Source organism: Halobacillus faecis, assembly GCF_007991335.1.
GTDB classification, from domain to species: domain Bacteria; phylum Bacillota; class Bacilli; order Bacillales; family Halobacillaceae; genus Halobacillus; species Halobacillus faecis.
On the sequence record NZ_BJYD01000017.1, the window covers coordinates 1 to 19,544 of the forward strand.

General features: G+C 40.9%; 21 protein-coding genes. 5 read left to right on the plus strand and 16 right to left on the minus strand.

What is annotated here, in order from left to right; genetic code table 11:
* Nucleotides 1–147 precede the first annotated feature (147 nt).
* Nucleotides 148–366: a hypothetical protein gene (locus HFA01_RS08730; protein WP_146815305.1), complete on the plus strand. Its 219-nt coding sequence runs from the start codon at nt 148–150 to the stop codon at nt 364–366.
* A 10-nt stretch (nt 367–376) separates the two neighbouring features.
* Here HFA01_RS08730 and HFA01_RS08735 read toward each other — a convergent pair whose 3' ends face one another.
* The 7 genes from HFA01_RS08735 to HFA01_RS18895 form a co-directional block, all read right to left on the minus strand.
* Nucleotides 377–1,129: a GntR family transcriptional regulator gene (locus HFA01_RS08735; RefSeq protein ID WP_167506213.1), complete on the minus strand. Its 753-nt coding sequence runs from the start codon at nt 1,127–1,129 to the stop codon at nt 377–379.
* A complete protein-coding gene (locus tag HFA01_RS08740; RefSeq protein ID WP_146815309.1) occupies nt 1,101–1,949 on the minus strand; it encodes a YitT family protein in 849 nt (282 codons plus the stop codon). The genes HFA01_RS08735 and HFA01_RS08740 overlap by 29 nt, the downstream gene beginning before the upstream one ends.
* A gap of 340 nt (nt 1,950–2,289) precedes the next feature.
* The gene (locus HFA01_RS08745; protein WP_246139305.1) at nt 2,290–4,155 is read right to left on the minus strand and encodes a PAS domain-containing sensor histidine kinase; all 1,866 of its coding nucleotides are present in this window, start codon (nt 4,153–4,155) and stop codon (nt 2,290–2,292) included.
* Between the two features lie 168 nt (nt 4,156–4,323).
* On the minus strand, nt 4,324–5,193 hold the full coding sequence (locus HFA01_RS08750; protein ID WP_146815311.1) for a DNA-3-methyladenine glycosylase family protein: 870 nt from the start codon (nt 5,191–5,193) through the stop codon (nt 4,324–4,326).
* 352 nt (nt 5,194–5,545) lie between these two features.
* Nucleotides 5,546–6,325: a delta-lactam-biosynthetic de-N-acetylase gene (pdaA, locus tag HFA01_RS08755; protein WP_146815313.1), complete on the minus strand. Its 780-nt coding sequence runs from the start codon at nt 6,323–6,325 to the stop codon at nt 5,546–5,548.
* Between the two features lie 85 nt (nt 6,326–6,410).
* Complete coding sequence (locus tag HFA01_RS08760; RefSeq protein WP_146815315.1) at nt 6,411–7,718, minus strand: Na+/H+ antiporter family protein; 1,308 nt, start codon at nt 7,716–7,718, stop codon at nt 6,411–6,413.
* Between the two features lie 111 nt (nt 7,719–7,829).
* A complete protein-coding gene (locus tag HFA01_RS18895; protein WP_167356021.1) occupies nt 7,830–7,979 on the minus strand; it encodes an SE1561 family protein in 150 nt (49 codons plus the stop codon).
* Nucleotides 7,980–8,119: 140 nt separating this feature from the next.
* Here HFA01_RS18895 and HFA01_RS08765 point away from each other — a divergent pair, with 140 nt between their 5' ends.
* Nucleotides 8,120–8,998: a mechanosensitive ion channel family protein gene (locus HFA01_RS08765; RefSeq protein WP_146815317.1), complete on the plus strand. Its 879-nt coding sequence runs from the start codon at nt 8,120–8,122 to the stop codon at nt 8,996–8,998.
* On the opposite strand, the gene HFA01_RS08770 is transcribed toward HFA01_RS08765, so the two are convergent.
* The 3 genes from HFA01_RS08770 to HFA01_RS08780 form a co-directional block, all read right to left on the minus strand.
* The gene (locus HFA01_RS08770) at nt 8,968–9,762 is read right to left on the minus strand and encodes a YfkD famly protein (protein ID WP_146815319.1); all 795 of its coding nucleotides are present in this window, start codon (nt 9,760–9,762) and stop codon (nt 8,968–8,970) included. The two genes, HFA01_RS08765 and HFA01_RS08770, sit on opposite strands and share 31 nt — an antisense overlap.
* 62 nt (nt 9,763–9,824) lie before the next feature.
* Entirely contained in the window at nt 9,825–10,436 is a 612-nt protein-coding gene (locus HFA01_RS08775; RefSeq protein ID WP_146815321.1) for a YczE/YyaS/YitT family protein, read from the minus strand.
* Between the two features lie 129 nt (nt 10,437–10,565).
* Nucleotides 10,566–10,958: an OsmC family protein gene (locus HFA01_RS08780; protein ID WP_146815323.1), complete on the minus strand. Its 393-nt coding sequence runs from the start codon at nt 10,956–10,958 to the stop codon at nt 10,566–10,568.
* Between the two features lie 153 nt (nt 10,959–11,111).
* On the opposite strand from HFA01_RS08780, the gene HFA01_RS08785 reads away from it, so the two are divergent.
* Nucleotides 11,112–12,284 (plus strand): MFS transporter, encoded by a 1,173-nt coding sequence (locus HFA01_RS08785; protein WP_146815325.1) that lies wholly within the window; start codon nt 11,112–11,114, stop codon nt 12,282–12,284.
* 93 nt (nt 12,285–12,377) lie between these two features.
* Here HFA01_RS08785 and HFA01_RS08790 read toward each other — a convergent pair whose 3' ends face one another.
* From HFA01_RS08790 to HFA01_RS08805, 4 genes are all read right to left on the minus strand, one after another.
* Nucleotides 12,378–13,430: a metal ABC transporter solute-binding protein, Zn/Mn family gene (locus HFA01_RS08790; protein ID WP_146815327.1), complete on the minus strand. Its 1,053-nt coding sequence runs from the start codon at nt 13,428–13,430 to the stop codon at nt 12,378–12,380.
* A gap of 133 nt (nt 13,431–13,563) precedes the next feature.
* Nucleotides 13,564–13,974, minus strand: coding sequence for a Fur family transcriptional regulator (locus HFA01_RS08795; protein ID WP_146815329.1), 411 nt, complete (start codon nt 13,972–13,974; stop codon nt 13,564–13,566).
* On the minus strand, nt 13,974–14,828 hold the full coding sequence (locus tag HFA01_RS08800) for a metal ABC transporter permease (protein WP_146815331.1): 855 nt from the start codon (nt 14,826–14,828) through the stop codon (nt 13,974–13,976). The genes HFA01_RS08795 and HFA01_RS08800 overlap by 1 nt, the downstream gene beginning before the upstream one ends.
* Nucleotides 14,821–15,606 (minus strand): metal ABC transporter ATP-binding protein, encoded by a 786-nt coding sequence (locus tag HFA01_RS08805; protein WP_146815333.1) that lies wholly within the window; start codon nt 15,604–15,606, stop codon nt 14,821–14,823. Before HFA01_RS08805 ends, HFA01_RS08800 begins: the two co-directional genes overlap by 8 nt.
* A gap of 179 nt (nt 15,607–15,785) precedes the next feature.
* Here HFA01_RS08805 and HFA01_RS08810 point away from each other — a divergent pair, with 179 nt between their 5' ends.
* Together HFA01_RS08810 and HFA01_RS08815 are read left to right on the plus strand one after the other, a co-directional pair.
* The gene (locus tag HFA01_RS08810; protein WP_246139306.1) at nt 15,786–16,787 is read left to right on the plus strand and encodes a permease; all 1,002 of its coding nucleotides are present in this window, start codon (nt 15,786–15,788) and stop codon (nt 16,785–16,787) included.
* Between the two features lie 21 nt (nt 16,788–16,808).
* Nucleotides 16,809–17,675 carry a TIGR03943 family putative permease subunit gene (locus HFA01_RS08815; RefSeq protein ID WP_146815335.1) on the plus strand — a complete coding sequence of 289 codons (867 nt, stop codon included), beginning with the start codon at nt 16,809–16,811 and terminating at the stop codon, nt 17,673–17,675.
* A 137-nt stretch (nt 17,676–17,812) separates the two neighbouring features.
* Here HFA01_RS08815 and HFA01_RS08820 read toward each other — a convergent pair whose 3' ends face one another.
* Both HFA01_RS08820 and HFA01_RS08825 read right to left on the minus strand, forming a co-directional pair.
* On the minus strand, nt 17,813–18,505 hold the full coding sequence (locus HFA01_RS08820; protein ID WP_146815337.1) for an amino acid ABC transporter permease: 693 nt from the start codon (nt 18,503–18,505) through the stop codon (nt 17,813–17,815).
* 10 nt (nt 18,506–18,515) lie between these two features.
* The gene (locus HFA01_RS08825; protein WP_146815339.1) at nt 18,516–19,397 is read right to left on the minus strand and encodes a transporter substrate-binding domain-containing protein; all 882 of its coding nucleotides are present in this window, start codon (nt 19,395–19,397) and stop codon (nt 18,516–18,518) included.
* Nucleotides 19,398–19,544 lie beyond the last annotated feature (147 nt).

Here is a 19,544-nt window from a genome sequence, read left to right on the forward strand (position 1 = left end):
TAAAAGTCTCGAAACTGAGTATTCAAGTATCCTGCCAGTTAGTTGAATAAAGAGGAGTATTTGAGGGTATGGTACATATACTTGAATTGACAAATTATTTTAACTTTTCATATAATACGTGTAAGCATAAACAGGGAGTGATCATCAGTGGAAGCTCGCCCCGTTCGTAAACAGCTTGGACTAAGCAAGTATCAATTATTTCTCATATCCGCCATCATGGTCGTCGCATTCTTATCTGTATCCATGATTACGAAGAACTTCAATTATACGCTGGCTTCGTTGATCACAGTCATTGTCATTAACCTCAGCATCTTACTTAAAACGCTTCGCCTACAAAGAAAAAGAGCCTTTAAATCTGGACAGTAACCGTCCTGGATTAAAGGCTCTTTTGCTGTTCTTCTATCCTGTTTTTCCTCTGGCTTATAGACATGTAGTTCAAGCTTTCTTCCATATGCTGATCGATCAATTGGAGCAAGCGGGTCAAGTCTTTATTTTTTAATGCTTCGAGCAAGCCTTCATGTTCTTTAAAACGCTGTTTTTCGTACAGGTCTTCATCTACAAATACATCGTACAACATAAGATATACATTGATTTGATTAAGGATTCGTTCAGTAAAGTCAATCAAAAACGTATTCTTTGTTTTTAACGCAAGGGTCATATGAAATTGCTTGTTCACATCCAGGTACTCCAGGATATTTCGTGTTTCGTAGGTTTCTCTTTCATGTTCAATCCACTCTTCCAAGTGAACGAAATCTTCTTCATTCATCTGGTCATAGATTTGTTCAAGGGTCATCTTTTCTAAATGGCGCCTCATATCAAAGGCTTGTCTAATTTCTTCAAGCGTAGGTTCCACAACAAAGGCTCCACGATTGGAATAGATTTTGACTAACCCTTCCTCTTCCAACTTTTTCATCGCGTTTCGGATAGGGGTTCGTGAAACTTGCAATTCTTTTCCAATCGTGTTTTCGACAAGCTGGGTACCCGGGGGTAGATGGCGAAACAAAATGTGGTTTTTCAAGTATTCGTATACGTCATCCGTTCTGGATTGACGCTCATTGAGCGTTTCTGTAAACGTACGGTTCTGGATGTTATCCCACCTTTTATGCCAAGCGTTTAAAGTTTTCTCCAAGGATTTCATTCATCGAGTGAACGGTTATGAAGGCTTGTTCGTCTACTGCCGTCATATATTTTTTCAACCTTGTATAGTCTTTACGGCTTAGAATCGTCGTGATGACTTCTTTGTCTTCTTGATTAAAAGCACCCTTCGCCTGATGAATAGTAGCGCCTCGTCCCAGTTGATTTACAATGAAGTAACGGACTAATTCACTTTCTCGACTAATAATAACGATTTCTTTATTGTCTTCGAATTGCTGCAGCATATAGTCAATAACTAGTCCATTCAAAATGACCCCGAAAAATGCGTACATTCCGACCGTTGGCCCGAAAAGGAAGATCGATGATGTTGCAATCGCAATATCGGAAAACAAGACCCCTTTTCCGACTTCAACAGAAAAGAATTTATTCAGGATCATAGCTAGGATATCTGTTCCACCGGTAGAGGCTCCCTGATGGAAAACAAGCGCCATTCCTGATGCTGCGATAATCTGACCGATAATCAACTGAATAAGAAGATCATTACTCAAAGCTTCCTGCATAGGGAAAAATGCTTCAAGTCCCCATACCATAAAGGAAAGAGCGAAACTTGCATATATGGTTTTCAAACCAAATTGAAATCCTAAGAATATAAAACCGACGATAAAGAGTATGATGTTCAAGATAATCATGATCATTCCTAGTGAGAGATCTGGAATGACTTTATTCAGTACGATTGAAGCACCACTTACTCCTCCTGTGGCAAGATCGTTTGGTGATAGGAAAAAATGGACATTGATGGCTACTCCAAGCGCACCTAAGTTCATTAATAGAAAAGACCATACTTTTTTTAGCATCAGAAAGCCTCCTTTTTATGTGTAAATCGGTTAGAATTTGTCGAACGAAAATTGTAGTACAATCGGGATTATAGATCCCATAAATACGTTTGTAAACAGCTTTGATTATAAAAAAATATTTTATTTTTTGTAAGCGATTAAAGGTGGAATTTTCTAATAACAACACATGTTCAATTGCTGAAATTTCTAAATTTGATGAATCCTGACTGTATAAAAAGAACAAGGGCACCTTCTGTAGATAAGGTTTCCGTTAGTCCTTTTGGCCGAAAATATCCTCCTCCCTCACTTTAAAACATAAAAAAAGCATCACCCCTTGGGATGATGCTTTTTTCATTGAATTCTATTTTGGTAAGGTTACGGTAACCGTTGTCCCGGTACCTTTTTGACTTTCGTATGATATTTCTCCATTCAGGTCTGAAACAATCTTCTTCGTGACCATCACTCCTAAACCAGTTCCTTTTTCTTTGGTTGTAAAGAAAGGTTCACCGATTTTGGCAAGTTCTTGTGGTGTTAAACCAGGTCCATTGTCTCTAACGGAAAGCGTTAGGTTAGAGCTGGACATCTGTATGCACACACGAACCTCTCCACCTAGATCTACGGCGTCAATGGCATTTTTGACTAGGTTGATAAGAATTTGATTCAATCGCTTCGGTTCCGTTTCAAATGTGTCCCGAATGGGATCACAGTCAAACAGAAGATAGATTTGTTTTTCATTCGCTTCTGGTTCAAGCAGCCGCAATACATAAGAAACCAATTGTTCAGGATCTACCTGTTCAAGCTGAATCGATGATTTCGGCTTGGATAACATCATGAAATCTTGGACGATGGCTTCAATACGATTGACTTCGTCGAGGATGATCTCCTGGTAGTTATCCCTCAATTCAGGGTTAGCTGCCCCAATTTGCAGAAACCCTTTAATCGCAGTCAATGGGTTTTTAATTTCATGAGCAATACCAGCAGACATTTGAGTAATTGTGGAGAGCTGTTGGGATTTCTCTTTCAGCTCTAACATCTCTTTGTATTCCGTTACATCCTCATGAATACCAAGAACATACGAATTCCCATAATATTCAACAGGAAAGCCTTTCGTACGAATCCATTTCGTTTCTTCTTCAGCACCAGAAAGACGATATTCTATTTCACTTTCTTTCTTTGCCATCTCATCTAGAGCAGTCCTTAGAGAGGCGCGGTCCGATTCATGAACTTTTTCTATGAACAAGTCCGGATCTAGGAAAGCTTCCTGACGGGAGATGCCGAACATCTCCTGAAAAGCTGGGCTGACGTAATGGAGTTCCTTGAAGTCCGGCTGGCTGATCCAGAAGACATCCTTAATGTTATTTGCAAGTAATGCAAACCTTTCTTCTGACGCTCTCAATGCTTTCAATTGATTCTTGTATTCTGTAATGTCCTGGAGGAAGACAGTAATTCCCATTTCAGTGGGATGAACGGTAACATGGACATCTATGTTGGTTTCCTTTAGATATCCTTCAAACTCCACAGTCTCTTGAGTTTCCATTGACCTTAAATACTGTTGAAAGAAATGATAGTGCTCACCTATTGGAAATATATCCCATAATTTCTTAAAATAGTTCTGGAAGAAAGGGACCTCTGTCATCTCTTCCATTTTGGGATTGGCATACGTAACTTCCCAATTGTGATTGATCAATGCCAGACCATGTGGGAATTTATCGACTAGGTGCATCATTCTTTTTTTCATGGGGGAAGACTCCGATCCAAACATGTGTATCATATTCCGGTGGTGTTGATAACCCACACTTTGGTTTAAGGACAACGTGGTTTCTTTTTGCTGATTCGAAGAGAGAGTCATGGAGGCAGGGACATCGATCTGGTCCTTTATACTTTTCAAGGAAAAAGCAATTTGACCATTTGTCAGATGAACCATTTTGCATTGATATTTATGCCTGTTCGCATCTGTCAACTGGACAGACGATTCTCTGAGCCCATCTGTTAAAAGATTATGCAAAACCTGCTGAAGGCGCTGCTGTCCCGTGTGAGCAAAACTACGGATCCACTGAGAGAACGACATGTCCGACTCTTGAAGTTGAAGTGTTCCTTGCATTTGCTGATTAAGCGTAACTGTTTGAAGACGCAAATCCAGTAAACATGCAGGTGTACCATTCAAACTTAGAACATCCAAAATTTCGCCGCTATGCACTTGGTCAGAATACCTCTCTCTAATTACCAATATTAAGACCTCTTTCCTTTTATCCGTTCAATATTTTCCAGTACGGTTATCATTATAACGTAAGCCTTAACAATTTTGAATATTTTCAAAACAATTCACCCATTATTTTTGTATTTACTACAAATTATGAGGTAGAAGACAAGTTTATGACCATTTTCTTGTATCTTTTCATCCTTCAATACTTCTCCATAGCGTTAATGAGGCGTAACTCAAATACGGCTCCCATTCCTTACTCCAATTCTCCATTTGCTCATATGTCGGTTTGGTTTCCAAGTTGAAATAAAGCTTTAGTGCATTTTGAATGCCAATATCGGCTTTTGGAAAAAGATTCGGTCGACCAACACCGAACATCATCCAATTTTCTGCTGTCCAAGGCCCAACCCCTCTAACTTTAACCAGTTGCTTCATAATTTCCTTATCTGATTCATTCGCTAATGCTGCCAAATCCAGCTTCCCATCCACAATTAAACGTGATGTATCAATAACATATTCTGCTTTTCGCTGACTGAATTGCAATTCTCTTAACGTTTCGTAAGAGGTTTCGGCTACAGTTTCAGGGTCTGGGTAAAACCATACCCCTTCCTTTTTTGTTCCCAGTGTTTCCACAAACCGAGTACTCAACGTATAAGCGAATTTCATATTCAACTGCTGGTGGATGATGACTTTCATCAAACAGTCATAGAGATGAAAATCTTTCACAATCGGTGTACCCGGATGTGCTTGGAACATTGTTTTCAAGCTAGTATCCAAGAAGTGGTCATGAACCTTTTCTATATCTGTATCCCATTGAAATAAATCAGATATGTGAGAGAGCAACGATTCTTTTTCTTCCTCACTGTCACTCGACACTTCAAAAGAAGGATCAGCGGTTGTGCCGAGTCCCTGGACACGGACAATGTGATGGTTTCCTCCTAGCTTGACTGGAACATCGACCCACCGCTCTTCCCGGTTTAGACGGGTTAGAGGGTCAAACGCCCATCGAAGCAATGTGTAATCAAAATCATAAAAAGTATGTGCTTTAAACTTTTCTTTCCACAAACTGTTTTTCCTCCCTTTTGTCGGACGATTTGTTTAGATTTAGTTAAGAATGGGAACTATGCCCTAATATCCTCTTTTACTCATTTCCATCTTCATTCCTTTTCAAACATTCTTCTACATCCCCATACATTTGTCCACCTCCAATAATTCTTATCCCTAGATGCTCCTTCGACTTAAGATTGCCCTTATTCTCGGAAGTCGCCGTTTCGAAACTCTATTGTGAGCGAGGGGGTCGGGGAAGCTTAGTGAGGACAGGTCCAAAAAATAGAGTAGGCTCTTCATGTTCTTTAATAACTCCTACTATATAAATGAAAAAGAAAAACCACCACACGGAATGTGCAGTGGTTTAGGTTTAAAGTCCCCAAACAGGAGCAGGAACCATCTGTTTAATCATAAGATCATTCAAGCTTCCAAATCTGTATCCTCTTTTTCTAAGTTCATCAATCAGTTGAGACAAGGCCTCCGCATTATCCTGGGAAACGGTGTGTAGAAGGATGACGGCTCCAGGGTGGATTTGATCGATGACACTCCTGTAGGCATATTCCCAACCGCGTTGTTTGTCTGTCTCCCAGTCCACAAAAGCGAGGGACCAGAAGGCATGCGTGTAGCCAAATTCTTTCGCCCATTCTAATGTTTTCTCATTAAAAGTCCCCCTTGGTGGACGGACGAAAGTCATCACTTCCTGATCAGTCAAATCTTTGACAGCCTGGTCCACTCTTTCTAGTTCCCGCTTCATTTTCTCTTTCGATACTTTTGTAAAGTCAGGATGGCTCCAGGAATGATTCCCAATCAAATGCCCTTCCTTCGCCATTCGCTTTAAAAGTTCCGGTGCACTTTCAATATAGTGACCGGTAACAAAAAAAGTGGCGGGTACATCTTTTTCCTTCAATACGTCAAGCACTTGACCTGTGTACCCTTGTTCATAGCCGTTGTCAAAAGTCAAATAGACAACCGGGTCACCGGAAGTGTCTACATAAAAACCATCATACTTATCAATCATCGGTCCATACCGTCCAACGTCAGGGACGGAACCGTCTTTCTTCTTACTGAACCCCCAGCCTTCAGCCAATGTCTGGTTTGGCAAAATCAAAAGGAATAACGCCAGTAATACGGCGAATGTTCTTTTCCACATACGGACCACTCACTTTTTTCTTAGTATGTGTGGACACCCGATGAATATAAAAAAAGACAGGTGGGAAAATTACCCACATGCCCTTTTATAGAAATAGTGACGCTGCCCATCCAAAAATGAACAATGGAATATTAAAGTGTAAAAATGTCGGAACACAAGTATCCCAAATGTGATTGTGCCTTCCATCTGCATTCAGACCAGATGTTGGTCCAAGTGTACTATCAGAAGCAGGAGAACCAGCATCACCTAGAGCTCCAGCCGTTCCTATTAGCGCAGCTGTTGCCATCGGCGAAAACCCTGCTGACAAACAAATCGGCACGAAAAGTGCGGCCAGAATTGGAATGGTGGCAAATGAAGAGCCTATCCCCATCGTGACGATCAACCCGACAAGTAACAGTAAGAAAGCGATGAATGCCTGGTTGTCACCGAGATAATCGGAACTGATTTCGACAAGAGCTGATACAGACTCAGTTTCTGTCAGTACGTTTGCATAACCCGCTGCTACTAACATAACAAAAGCGATAAAGCCCATCATACCGATTCCTTCATTTACTACTTTGTCTCCTTTGTTATAAGGAACAACGCGGAAGATGAACATAAGGATAATTCCCGCGAGTGCAGCTAGAATAAGGTTCTGCCATACCGCTTGAATAACCAGGGTAACTACGATTGCGACAAGAGTCCAGAAGTGATTAAGGTTAAATCCAGTTGATTGTACTTTTTCGACTTCAACCCCGTTCCCTTCTGCATCCACATCCGGCAAGTCACGCTTCTTCCGATACGTAATAAAAATGGCAATCAAAAGACCGACGATCATACCTGAACCTGGAATGATCAATGATTGAGCGATTGAACCAATGCCAAGGTCGATTCCACTGGTGCTCATGGATGATTGAATCGTTTCATGGAAGATGTATCCAAAACCGATGGGCAGCATCACATAAGGAGCCTTCAAACCAAAGGTCAATGCTGCAGCAACAGCCCTGCGGTCCAATTTCATTTCATCAAACAATTTTAGTAACGGTGGAATTAAAATAGGAATAAAAGCAATGTGTACAGGGATCACATTTTGGGACAAGCTCGCTACAAATGCGATAACAAGTACCATCATCGTACGTCTATCCTTTAAAACTCGAAGCAGATAACCAATCAGCAGTGATGTGATCCCAGAATAGCTGATGGCTACTGCAAAAGCTCCTAACAATATATAACTAAGCGCCACGCTTGCCTGTTCACCCATACCGCCAACAAGCAGCTCTAATGAACTCACCAAGGTTTCCCCATTCATGAGGCCGGCGGTCAAACCTGCGGCAAGAATAGCAATAATGACATTCACACGTAATAAACTTAAGATTGTCATTACCAGGACAGAGACTACAACTGCCCATGCCATAAAACATTCTCCTCTCACTCTTTTCATGCATTAACGATTTATCATGATAAAGCACGAACGTAAAAAAATCAACCCTCAAATAAATTGAGAGTCAATTCTGACGATAACCATTTATTCCATGTTCTTTTCAAGATCTTCCAACATGGAAATAAGACGATCAATATCTTCCACAGACGTTTCTTCCGGGTCTAACTTCTCAATACGTCCCATAAAATCCGCCAGGCGCACTTTCAGATCTTCAATCCGTTCTTGTTGTGACATTCTTCTGCACCTCTTTTCTTCATACTTTCACGTTTTGGCCACGTTCATCATAGTACATGTCAATCGGCCTGTCCACAAAGAAGAAATCCACCCCCCACTAATGCTATAATGCTTGATAGAACCTATAGGAGGACGAATCCATGTCATTAAACGAGTTTAATGCTTACCTGGAAGAAAATGCCATAATAAAACTTTTATTAATTGCAGCCATTCTTTTTGTAGTTGTCCTCATTCTTCGTAAAGTCATTCATACGTTTTTCAAAAAAACGGACTTCATTGAGGAAAGAAAAGAAAATACTCTTGAATCCATGCTCAATTCCATCATCAGTTATACGGCTCTTATCGGGTTTATTCTTGTCGTTCTTGATGAATTCACTTCCATCGAAAAATTACTTGCCGGTGCTGGAGTCATCGGGATTATTGTAGGTTTTGGGGCCCAAAGCCTGATTAAAGACTTTTTTGCCGGCCTGTTCCTTTTATATGAAAAGCAGCTTCATAAAGGAGACTTCATCTCCGTTAACAACACCTTCCACGGGACAGTTGAAGACATAGGACTCCGGTTTTTGAAGGTGCGTCAATGGAGCGGTAAATTACTGACCATCAGCAATGGTCAGATTAAAACCATTGAAAATTACAACTTTGAATATATGCGCGTCATCGAAAAAGTCACCACAAGTTTTCACCAAGACCCCAAACAAGCGTATCAGGTCTTAGAAAAAGCTTGTGAGCGATTGAATGAGGAATTACATGAGTACTTGAAGAAAGATTTAACCGATAAGGCTTATGAACCTTTCCAAGTGTATGGGATGTCCTCTTTAAACCATGAACATCGTGGATATGAATATACAGTCGTGGCTGTAGTCAATGACCTAGTCTATTGGACGGCAGCAAAAAAAACGCGCCTTATTCTAGCTGAAGAGTTGTTTGAAAACAATATCTTCATGGCAGAACAGCGCGTTGAATTGAATTCATCTGGTCATGGGGACCATCACTTCACTTCAAATGAAAAGCTCACGTGATCTTGGATCGGGATCCATGCCCCGATCCCTTGCCTCGTGACGTTTTTTACGTTCAACGTTTTTTTCGAACCTTTGAGCTGAATGTACACATCACCAAACGTTACTTCCCCTTTTTCATTGACAGCTGGTGCATAAGCATGAAGAATTCCTACTTTGTTCGTTGGCACACCATAGGTATTGTTTTGCTTAGTCCCTTTACCAATGACCGTGTTGAAGGAAAGTGGAAGCTTGGTATTTTTTTGTGCTTCTAGCAGAATAAGCTTCATCATCTGGTCGCTGTGACTAATTCTTGAAGTCAAACCGCCTTTGATCTGCTTCTCTTCTTTCTGCACATAACTCAGCTTCTCTGTTTGCTTCCCACCGTGGTTGCTGTATTCATTCGTATTGATCTCCTGGTATTCCCAATTGATATTTGTCTCTTTGGATTCGTAAGCCAGCGGCCATCGCCCCAAAAAAATCTCCCCTCTATAACCAATGGCGAACGGCGATGGTTTCAATGATGTTTCATTCAACATCTCAATCAACTGTGGGTTGGTCACTCGAACATCCGTATCTTCCATCAATTCTTTCGTAATCGCTTCGGCTTCCAACAACTCTTGATCATCTGTCGAATTCGGATACGTGTTGTCTTTGGATATGTTCAGTACATGGTTCGGAATCGCACTCTCTTTTTCTGTTTTCTTATTTTCAGCTGATATCGATCCAGCACTAATGAACATGAAAATCCCAATAAATATGATCAGTCCTAACCACTTTCTTTTCACATCATGGGCCACCTTTCTTTTTTTATATTTTGTGAAAAATGGCCCGGACTATACACAAGGAATCATGAAAGCATCTTGTTCATGACGTGGTTCGCCTTCCCATCGAAAAACTGGATAAAAGGTCCAATCAAGACAATGATAATAACGGTACCGATTCCAATCGGCCCTCCAAGTACAACTGCAAGGACAAGTGCAAAAACTTCCGTCAACGTTTTTGCCGTTCGTAAACTGAAACCGAATCTCTTCTGCAGAGCAACCATGAATCCATCGATGGGATTCAAAGAAAACTTCGGTTGTAAATATAAAGAAACGCCAAAGGCAATAATGGCAATCCCACCGACCAGCACCGTCAATTGAACCCAGAAAGATGCAAGCCTGAACGTATCAAATACGGATAACATCCAGAAATCAATGAATTGTCCGATGACGAAGATTGTAACGACAGCCAGTAAATCCGGTTTTTCTTTTGCAATGATAGCGTTTGTAAAAATCAGCATAGCACCGATAATAATGACCCAGCTGCCTACAGTAAAACCGATCGTCTCAGACAGACCGACATTCACAGCATCCCAAGCACCCGCACCTAGATCTGATTTGATGGTTAATGTAATCCCAAGGGAAATAATGATTAATCCTATAAGATAAAAGAAAGCTTTGATAAAAACATTCCTCATTCCATTCCTCTCCTCTTCCTTTACATAATGCTAGACTTAATTGTTAAGACTTCACTGTATGACCAATATGTAAAAAAACATGCACAAAAAAAGAGCGCTTATCCAAATTCAGGATAACGCTCTTTCATTTTACTTGCTAAGTTGAATGCACTCAAGTGTTTCTTCTACTTCTATGCTGTTTTTTACTGACTGAACCATAGAACAATTTTTTTGGGAAATATCAAGGTTCTTCAACAACTTATCCTGGTTCAAATGGTATCCTTTAATTACATAATGAAGATGGATTTTTTCAATACGATTGGCTTCATCAGGATTCCTCTCAACCTCAGCCGTCACTTTAATATCCTCATAGTCCGTCCGTTGTTTATCAAGGATTTTCCGAAAGACTCCAATGCTGCAACCTGCAATGGATGCAACCATAAGTTGATAAGGGCGGAAACCGAACGTCTCATCACCTGAAATGTTCATTTGGCCGTACTCGAATGACGTGCGAACACCGTTTTCTTTTAAATAAAAGTCCATGATTCATTCACTCCTTTGACAATATGCTGCGCCTTTAGTTTTATAATAACCGTTTTCAGTAAGGAAATAACCTTCTTATTAGAAAGAAAAACTTGTCCCCTTCTATCGATTTCTTATACGATAAGGAAGTATGAAAAAGGGGGCAGGCAGTTTATGGTATCCAAACAAACACGATTCCGGATTTTAATCGGTCTCGTAACCATATCAGGATTTTCCCAGGGGATGCTCCTTCCATTGATTGCTGTCATCCTTGAGCAGAACGGCATTTCTTCCTCTATCAATGGATTGCATGCTACTGGGCTTTATATAGGGATTTTACTTTCCTCACCATTCATGGAAAGACCACTGCAACGAATCGGATATAAACCAATGATCATGATTGGAGGGGCTTTGGTTATTGTATCTCTTGCCTTATTTCCTTTCTGGCAGGCGCTGTGGTTCTGGTTCATTTTAAGAGTCACTATTGGAATCGGTGACCAGATTCTTCACTTCGGAACTCAAACGTGGATTACGGCCACCGCTGAAAAACATAACCGTGGTCGAAGCATCGCTTATTACGGCTTGTTTTTCAGTGTCGGCTTTACGCTGGGCCCGTTGATGACCAACCTGTTGACTTTCGGTGTCTATGTACCATTCCTCATTTCTTCGTTGTTAAGTTTAATGGTTTGGTTATTCATGATTTGGGTGAGGAATGAAACACCTGAAAAAGACCATACCACAGCTTATGGAACCAGTTCAATCAAAAGGTTTGCCAAAGCCATCCGTCTGGCATGGGTTGCTTTTTTACCACCTCTTGCCTATGGATTTCTAGAAGCGACCCTTCACGGAATCTTCCCGGTGTACGGGATGAGGATTGGACATGATGTAAACTTATTATCCTTGATTATTCCGAGTTTTGCTGCAGCCAGTTTGTTCTCTCAGATTCCTCTAGGCGCATTGAGCGACCGGATCGGAAGGAAGAAAGTCATTTTGACCGTCGTAGCGGGGGGAATCGTTGCCTTCCTTGCCGCAGCTCTGTTTGAAGACTCTGTGGCTGCTCTCTTCGCCACTTTCGCACTAGGCGGATTATTCGTCGGTTCCTTGTTCTCTTTAGGTATTTCATTCATGACAGACTTGTTGCCTAAAGACCTTCTTCCTGCCGGGAACATTTTATGTGGCATGGCTTTTAGTATCGGGAGTATTTTAGGACCTTTCTTGTCCGGATTCTTCTTAGATTTTTGGCCGAACCTATCATTTTTCTACGTCATTGTCAGCTTGTTAATCATTGTCTTTGCAGCTACCGTTTACAAGAAAGGTCCATCTGCTTCCCACCCACAACACGGGTAATGCACCTCTGTAGTTAAAGTGGTGTGAAACGAAAACCCCTATTAAACAAATAGGTATAAAAAAAGCTGCGGACATCTTGTCCGCAGCTTTTGCTTATTCAGATAATGCTGTAGTCAGTACATCAAGGTTTTGCTCCATCAACGTAAAGTAGTCTTCATCGTTATCTACATTATCTTCCGTTAAAACAGAAAGGTTGTGGAAACGAAGCGCTTCTGCTCCAATCTCATTTTGGATGACTTCTGAAACTTTCGGAGTAATATTCTGCTCGAAAACTACATACTCGAGGTTATTTGACTCGGCAACTTGAACAATATTTTCAAGGTCTTTTTGAGAAGGCTCATTTGTCGGGCTTAGTCCTGATACGGCAATCTGCTCGATTCCATAAGCCTCTTCCCAGTAACCATAGGCGGCATGGGAAACAATAACTTTGCTTTTGGCTTTAGATTCTACACGATCATGAAACGCCTGATCTAAATCCATCAGTTTCGCTTGTAGTTCTTGGTAATTTTCTTCATAAAGCTCTTCCTGATCTGGATTCATTTTAATTAACTGACTTTTGATTCCTTCTGCCATTTGTGCCGCTCTTACGGGATCCAACCAAACGTGAGGGTCCATTTCGCCATGGCCGTGACCTTCATGACTATCTTCTGCATCGGCATGTTCATCTTCTCCGTGGCTATTTTCTTCTTGAGCATGTTCATCTTCTCCATGACTGTCTTCTTCATGTGCATGCTCATCTTCTCCATGGTTATGAACATGTTCTTTTAGATCCATATCCGCTGCTGCTTCCAGGATCTCTACACCCTCCGGCTGAATAGAATCAGAAATTTTCTTTGCGTAACCTTCTAAACCGGCACCATTGTATATAAAAAGATCCGCTTCCGCCATTTTCACCATTTCCTTCGTCGTTGGCTCATACGTGTGAGCGTCTGAACCTGGTGGTAGAATAGATTGGACGCTTACCGTCTCTCCACCTATTTGTTCAGTAAAGAACTGTAAAGGATAAACCGTTGTGTATACATTTACTTGCCCGCTTTCGTCACTTGCTGTTTCATTATTTTGATCTGATGATGTCTCTTTATTTCCACAAGCAGTCACCACTAAAATGGTAAGTATAAAAGATAGTAAGATTGCTAGTTTCTTCATTTGTTGACCTCCTCGTCTTCCAAAAAGATTATATCGTAACCGTTACACTTTGTAAATAGTAACGATTACTTTTTGATGCACTTAAAAAAGAAACCCGCGTTCGAAACACAGGTTTCTTTTAATACCCGACAAATCAGTGACATTGCGGACATTTGCCATAGATCTCGAACTTATGGTTTTCAACATCATATCCATGCAAGTTCTCATTAATACTATCCATTGGGCAGAATTCAATCGACTTTGTTTTTCCACAAGTGGTGCAAATGAAGTGATGGTGATGGCCATGTGTATCACAGCCTAAGCGAAAATGCTTTTCCCCACCAAGTTCTGTAGCTTCTAATATATCCACGTCTGTCAGCATATAAAGGTTACGATAAATAGTATCGTAGCTGACCCCCGGAAAATCATTTTGAATTTCCTTTAGTATTTCTTTTGCCGCAATATATTGGTCTTGTTTGACAAAGATCTCTAAAATACGCTCCCGCTGCTTCGTTCTCTTAAACCCTTTTTCCTTCAGTCTTTGTAAAGCGGTCTCTACGTTCATTATGCTTCACCCTTTATCCATTGTTGAGCTCGAACTCGTTTGTAAAGAATCGACATAATTAAAATCAAAATAGCTGACACGACAATCGTCCCTCCTGGAGGAACACTCAGATGATAGGATGAAATGAGGCCGATCAGAACAGAGGTTTCTCCAAAAGCGATGGATAGACCAATTGTCTGCTTGAAGCTTTTTGCAATACGGATGGCTGAGGCGACTGGTAAAGTCATTAAAGCCGACACAAGTAAAATTCCTACGACCTGCATAGATGATGCAATAACCAGTGCCACCATAACGATAAATAACAAATGAATCCATCTTCCATTTACACCAGAAACTGACGCATGTTCCTCATCAAAGGAGAGAACGAAAAGCTCCTTATAAAACAAAATAACGATAAGGATGACAATCGAGGTAATCACAAGTACTGTCCACATACTATCACGGCTGACGGCTGTTACACTTCCGAATAAATAACTGAATAAATCCGTATTAAATCCGTCTGCAAGAGAAATGAGAATCACACCGACACCAATTCCCCCAGAAAGAATAATAGGAATTGCAAGTTCTTCATAGTGTTTATACACTTTACGAAGCCGCTCAATCAAGATCGCTCCGAACACGGAAAAGGCCATCCCCATGTAGATCGGATTCCATTCATTGACAGCGCTCACTCTTTTTTCAATCAGCAAGCTTGCTGCAATCCCAGTTAACGTGATGTGGGATAAGGCATCCGCAATCAAAGACAAGCGTCTTACGACAATGAACACTCCCAATAATGGAGCAACGATGCCGATTAGGATGCCTGTTATCGCGGCGTTTTGTAAAAATTCATATTGTAAAAAGCTTTCAATCATTGTGGTTCACCTCATGATGCGTGTGATTATGAGTCAGCTGCTGGACGGAATGACCATAAAGTTGATTGAGATCCTCTTCACTGAACTCCTTATACTCTTCAGAAGCTCCGTGAAAGTGAACGGTTTTATTCATACAAATCACATGTGTCGCATGCTCGGTGATCGTCCCGATATCATGGGTGACCATCAAAAGGGTAATCCCCTGCTCCTGATTCAGTTTACCAAGCAAATCATAAAATTCCGTTACGTGCTTAGCATCCACCCCGACCGTCGGTTCATCAAGGATTAATAAAGAGGGATCACTCACTAAAGCTCTTGCAATAAACACACGCTGCTGTTGTCCTCCTGATAATTCTCCGATATTGGAGTAAGCATATTCCTCCATCTCTACAACTCTCAAAGCTTCTAAGGCTTTTTCTTTATGTTTTTTATTAAAGAACTTAAAAGCTCCGATGCGGGAGACAAGTCCTGTCTTCACAACTTCAATTACGGTTGCAGGAAAACCAGAATTGAAACTGTTGGCTTTTTGTGAAACGAATCCAATTTCCTGCCAATCCTGATAGTTCTTTAAAGTTTGGCCGAATAAGTGAATGGAACCATGATCAGGCTTAACAAGTCCCAGCATTAATTTAATCAGTGTGGACTTCCCTGAGCCATTCGGACCGACAAGACCGAGGAACTGGCCAGACTGAATATCCAAGTTTACGTCTTGGACGACCCATTCTCTATCATATTTAAAAGATACATTTTCTAACTTTACGATTGTTCGATTTTCCATGGTCAATCCCTCTCGAAATAATAATCATTACGAATTAAATTATAGTTCATCCGTTCATTTAAGTAAAAAAGCCTGCTCGAAATCTATTGACAGTTCTTCTAAATTCCTGGTTAATAGAATAGGATAATTCATAACCATTACGATTTAAATGCAAATTCCATCATAAAGGAGGATTCTACTTGAATCAAGACCATTCTTCCACGAATTACAGATTAGGATACTTTTTACTCGTTATCTTTTTTGTATTGTTCCTTTTTGGAGACACAATCCCCTTCGATCGTATATGGCCTGTTCCCTCTTCCTTGCTGGATATGAATACAATTTTTATCAGTATCGTGCTTGAAGCCATTCCGTTTGTTCTACTCGGGGTATTCATATCCTCTGTCATTCAAACGTTCTTGAAGGAAGAAACATTGAAACGTTTCATTCCAAGAAACCCGGCTCTTGCTCTATTTCCTGCCGTTACTATTGGTGCGATCTTTCCTGTATGTGAATGTGCCATCGTACCGATTGTGCGCCGACTAATCCAGAAAGGAATGCCTCTCCATGTAGGGATTGTTATTCTTGTTTCAGCTCCTGTTTTGAATCCGATCGTTTTTCTTTCTACTTTTTACGCCTTTCAAACAGATCTGACCATTGCTTGGGCAAGGATGGGACTGGCCTTTATCGTTTCCATACTTATCGGTGCCGTGATTTACGCTTACTTCGGTAACAGCTGGCAATTAAATAAAAAGAATGCTTCTGTACATAATCATTACCATAACCATCAGGAGCGGAATCGTTTAGCAGAAACATTCCAACATGCCAGTGACGAATTCTTCGATATGGGAAAGTTTCTTATTCTAGGGGCCCTTTTTGCCAGTATTGTTCAAACCTTCCTGGCAAGGGATTTTCTCATTGAACTTGGTAACGGTATGCTTGCGGGACCGTTAGTCATGATGTCCCTCGCCTATGTACTTTCTCTCTGTTCAGAAGCCGATGCTTTTGTTGCTTCCTCTTTCAAAGGTCTTTTCTCTACAAGTTCATTGCTTGCCTTCCTTGTTTACGGACCAATGACAGACTTGAAAAATACCATTCTCATGTTTGCCTATTTTAAAAAGAGATTTGTTTTTGCTTTTATCGGAATTGTTAGCATCATTGTCTACACAATAACCATCCTTTTTGATGTCTTTTTCTTATAACGGTGATAGGAGGAATATTTGATGAAGCCTGGTACGCATCAATTCGTAAGAGCTGTCATTCTTTTTGGATTTGCACTCTTCATATTAAAACTGTTGATCAGCGGTGATATACAAAAGTTTATCGCCCCTCGTATGATGCCCTATGTGTACTTTACACTTATAGTCGTAGGGATCCTTGGAGCCATTCAATATTTTAAAACAGGGGATGAAGAAGAGCACGAAAATTGTGGGTGTGCCCATGGTCACGATTATCCCAGATCAAAAGTGAAATCTTTTTTAATTTACGCATTGTTCATTGTACCTGTTTTGACTGGAATGATGTTTTCCGATCATGTCATGGGCAGCTCTGCTGCAGCGAATAAAGGTTTTAAATACGAGATGCGCAACACAAACCCAGAAATTGATACGGAACCTTCAACAGACGGAGAGGATATTGACCCAATTGAATTAAATCCGGGCGTATTAACTCCTAAAAAACGATATCCAGACCTTTACGAATCTATGAGTGAAGCTAATGTTATTCATTTAACCGAAGACAATTACATTGGAACCATTTCCTTGATGGAAGACCACATGGAAGAATATCTCGGAAAAGAGATTGTCATGAATGGATTTGTTTTCCGCGAAGACACCTATCCTGAAAATCAGATTGTAGTGGGACGCTTTGGAATTAGTTGCTGCGTAGCTGATGGCGGAATCTACGGAGTGATGGTTCAAGGGGCGGAGCTAAACACATATAAAAATGATACATGGGTCGAAGTTAGAGGGATTCTCAACATGGTGGATTATAACGGTTGGCAACTTCCCTTGATCGAACCGAAGGATATGATTGAAATTGAAACACCACATGAACCTTATGTGTATGAAACATTCGAATTTTCAGGTTAAGTGCCAGCCCCATCTAGATAGAGATGGGGCTTTTCTGTTGGCACCTGGTACCTATTTAAGTTACGGAGGTAGGTTTAAAGAAGTAAGATATATATAGACAGAAAAAAGCCAGAGCTGAACGGCTCTGGCTTCATCGCTTATAGATATCGGTTGTGACGCTTCTCCAAATAATCTTGAAGAGCCGAAAAAATCATAGTAAGCGGCCAATACACAAGGGCTGCTGTAATGTACATCGTCATCGAATCGACCGTTCGACCCGCTGCGATTTGTGCTTTATTCAAAATCTCTGGTACTGAGATCATTGCTGCAAGTGATGTGGCTTTCAGCAAATCAAGAAAGACATTTCCAAGCGGCGGGATGGCGATTCTCGTTGCCTGAGGCATGATGATTCTTCTTATCGTCTGCCAATACGTAAACCCGAGTGCACGGGATGATTCCCATTGACCGTTCGGAACACTGTTCAGAGAAGCTCGATTGATTTCTGCAATATACGCTGCACTGTTTGTTCCAAAGCCGATGATTGCCGCTACGGTTGCCGGCATTTTTATTCCTACAACAGGAAGTCCGAAATACAAAACGAATAAATACACGAGAATTGGGGTACCTCGCATAAAAGAAATATAAAATCGGGCTGGCCATCTGAGCCAGATATAATCCGATCCTCTCGCAAGTGCTAAAAAGAAACCCAGAACGAGCCCGACCAGCATACCGCTCAAAGCGACCAGCAAGGTCAAAGGAACACCTTCAAGAATAAAAGGAAGGTTTGCCCAGGCACGCTCCGCGTTAAAAAGTTTTTCGATTTGAATTTCGTTTATTTCGATACCTAACATAAGGATCTCCTTACAGTTCTAGACCTTCGATTTCACGGATATCTGCTTCTGGTTTTTTAGAAGCATCCTTGCCACCGAAGAACTCTTCAGAAAGCTTCGTAAGGGTTCCATCTTCTCTCATCTCTTGTAACACAGCATCGATTTCCTCTTTCATTTGAGATGCGTCATTAGGCATAACAATGGCTGAGTTCGTCGGATGGAACTTCAGGTCCGGGTGTAATTGAACTTCAATATTAGGCAGTGCTTTTAAGGCAAGAGACTGCAAGTAATAATCATTGATGATAAAGTCTGTGTTCCCGTTCTCGACATCTCGCAAGTACACATCATTGGTTACATTTCCGTATGTTTTCGTTTCTGCACCGAAGTGTTCAGCAATCTGTGAAAACACGGTAGTCGCTCCACCACCATGTGTTTTTCCTTCAAGGTCTTCCAGTTTCTCAATTCCAGATAAGTCAGACTCACGGACAATCATAGTGGAATATGAATATTTATATGGTTCACTAAACGTAAACTGTTCTTGACGAGCTTTCGTCACTTCCATGTCGTTGATCACTGCGTCGATACGGCCACTGTTGATGGCGGAAAGTAGTCCATCGACTCCATATTCTTCAAATTTCAATTCTAGACCGAGGCGATCCGCCACCTCTCTCATGATTTCTACATCATATCCAGTCATCTCATCAGAGTCTTCTGGATAATAAGAAGCTGGGAAAAGTGTACCTGAAGTACCGACAACAATCTCCCCTTTTTCTTGGATTTCACTCCATTTGCTATCGGAAGCTTCTTCGCTTCCAGTGCTATCTGAACTGCTTTCTCCTTCATTACTTGAACCACAAGCAGCAAGAAATCCGGCAAGCATAAGCATAAGTATGAATAAAAGACCTTTGCGCATTCGTTTTTCCACCTTCCATATGTTTTTTGCACCTGTCTAATATAGCAACTTGACACCTGTAATATCAACTGCCTGGATTCTTTTTTACACATTCCATTTTTTCCACTTGTATTCTCACCCTTTCGTGATATCATAATAATATATATT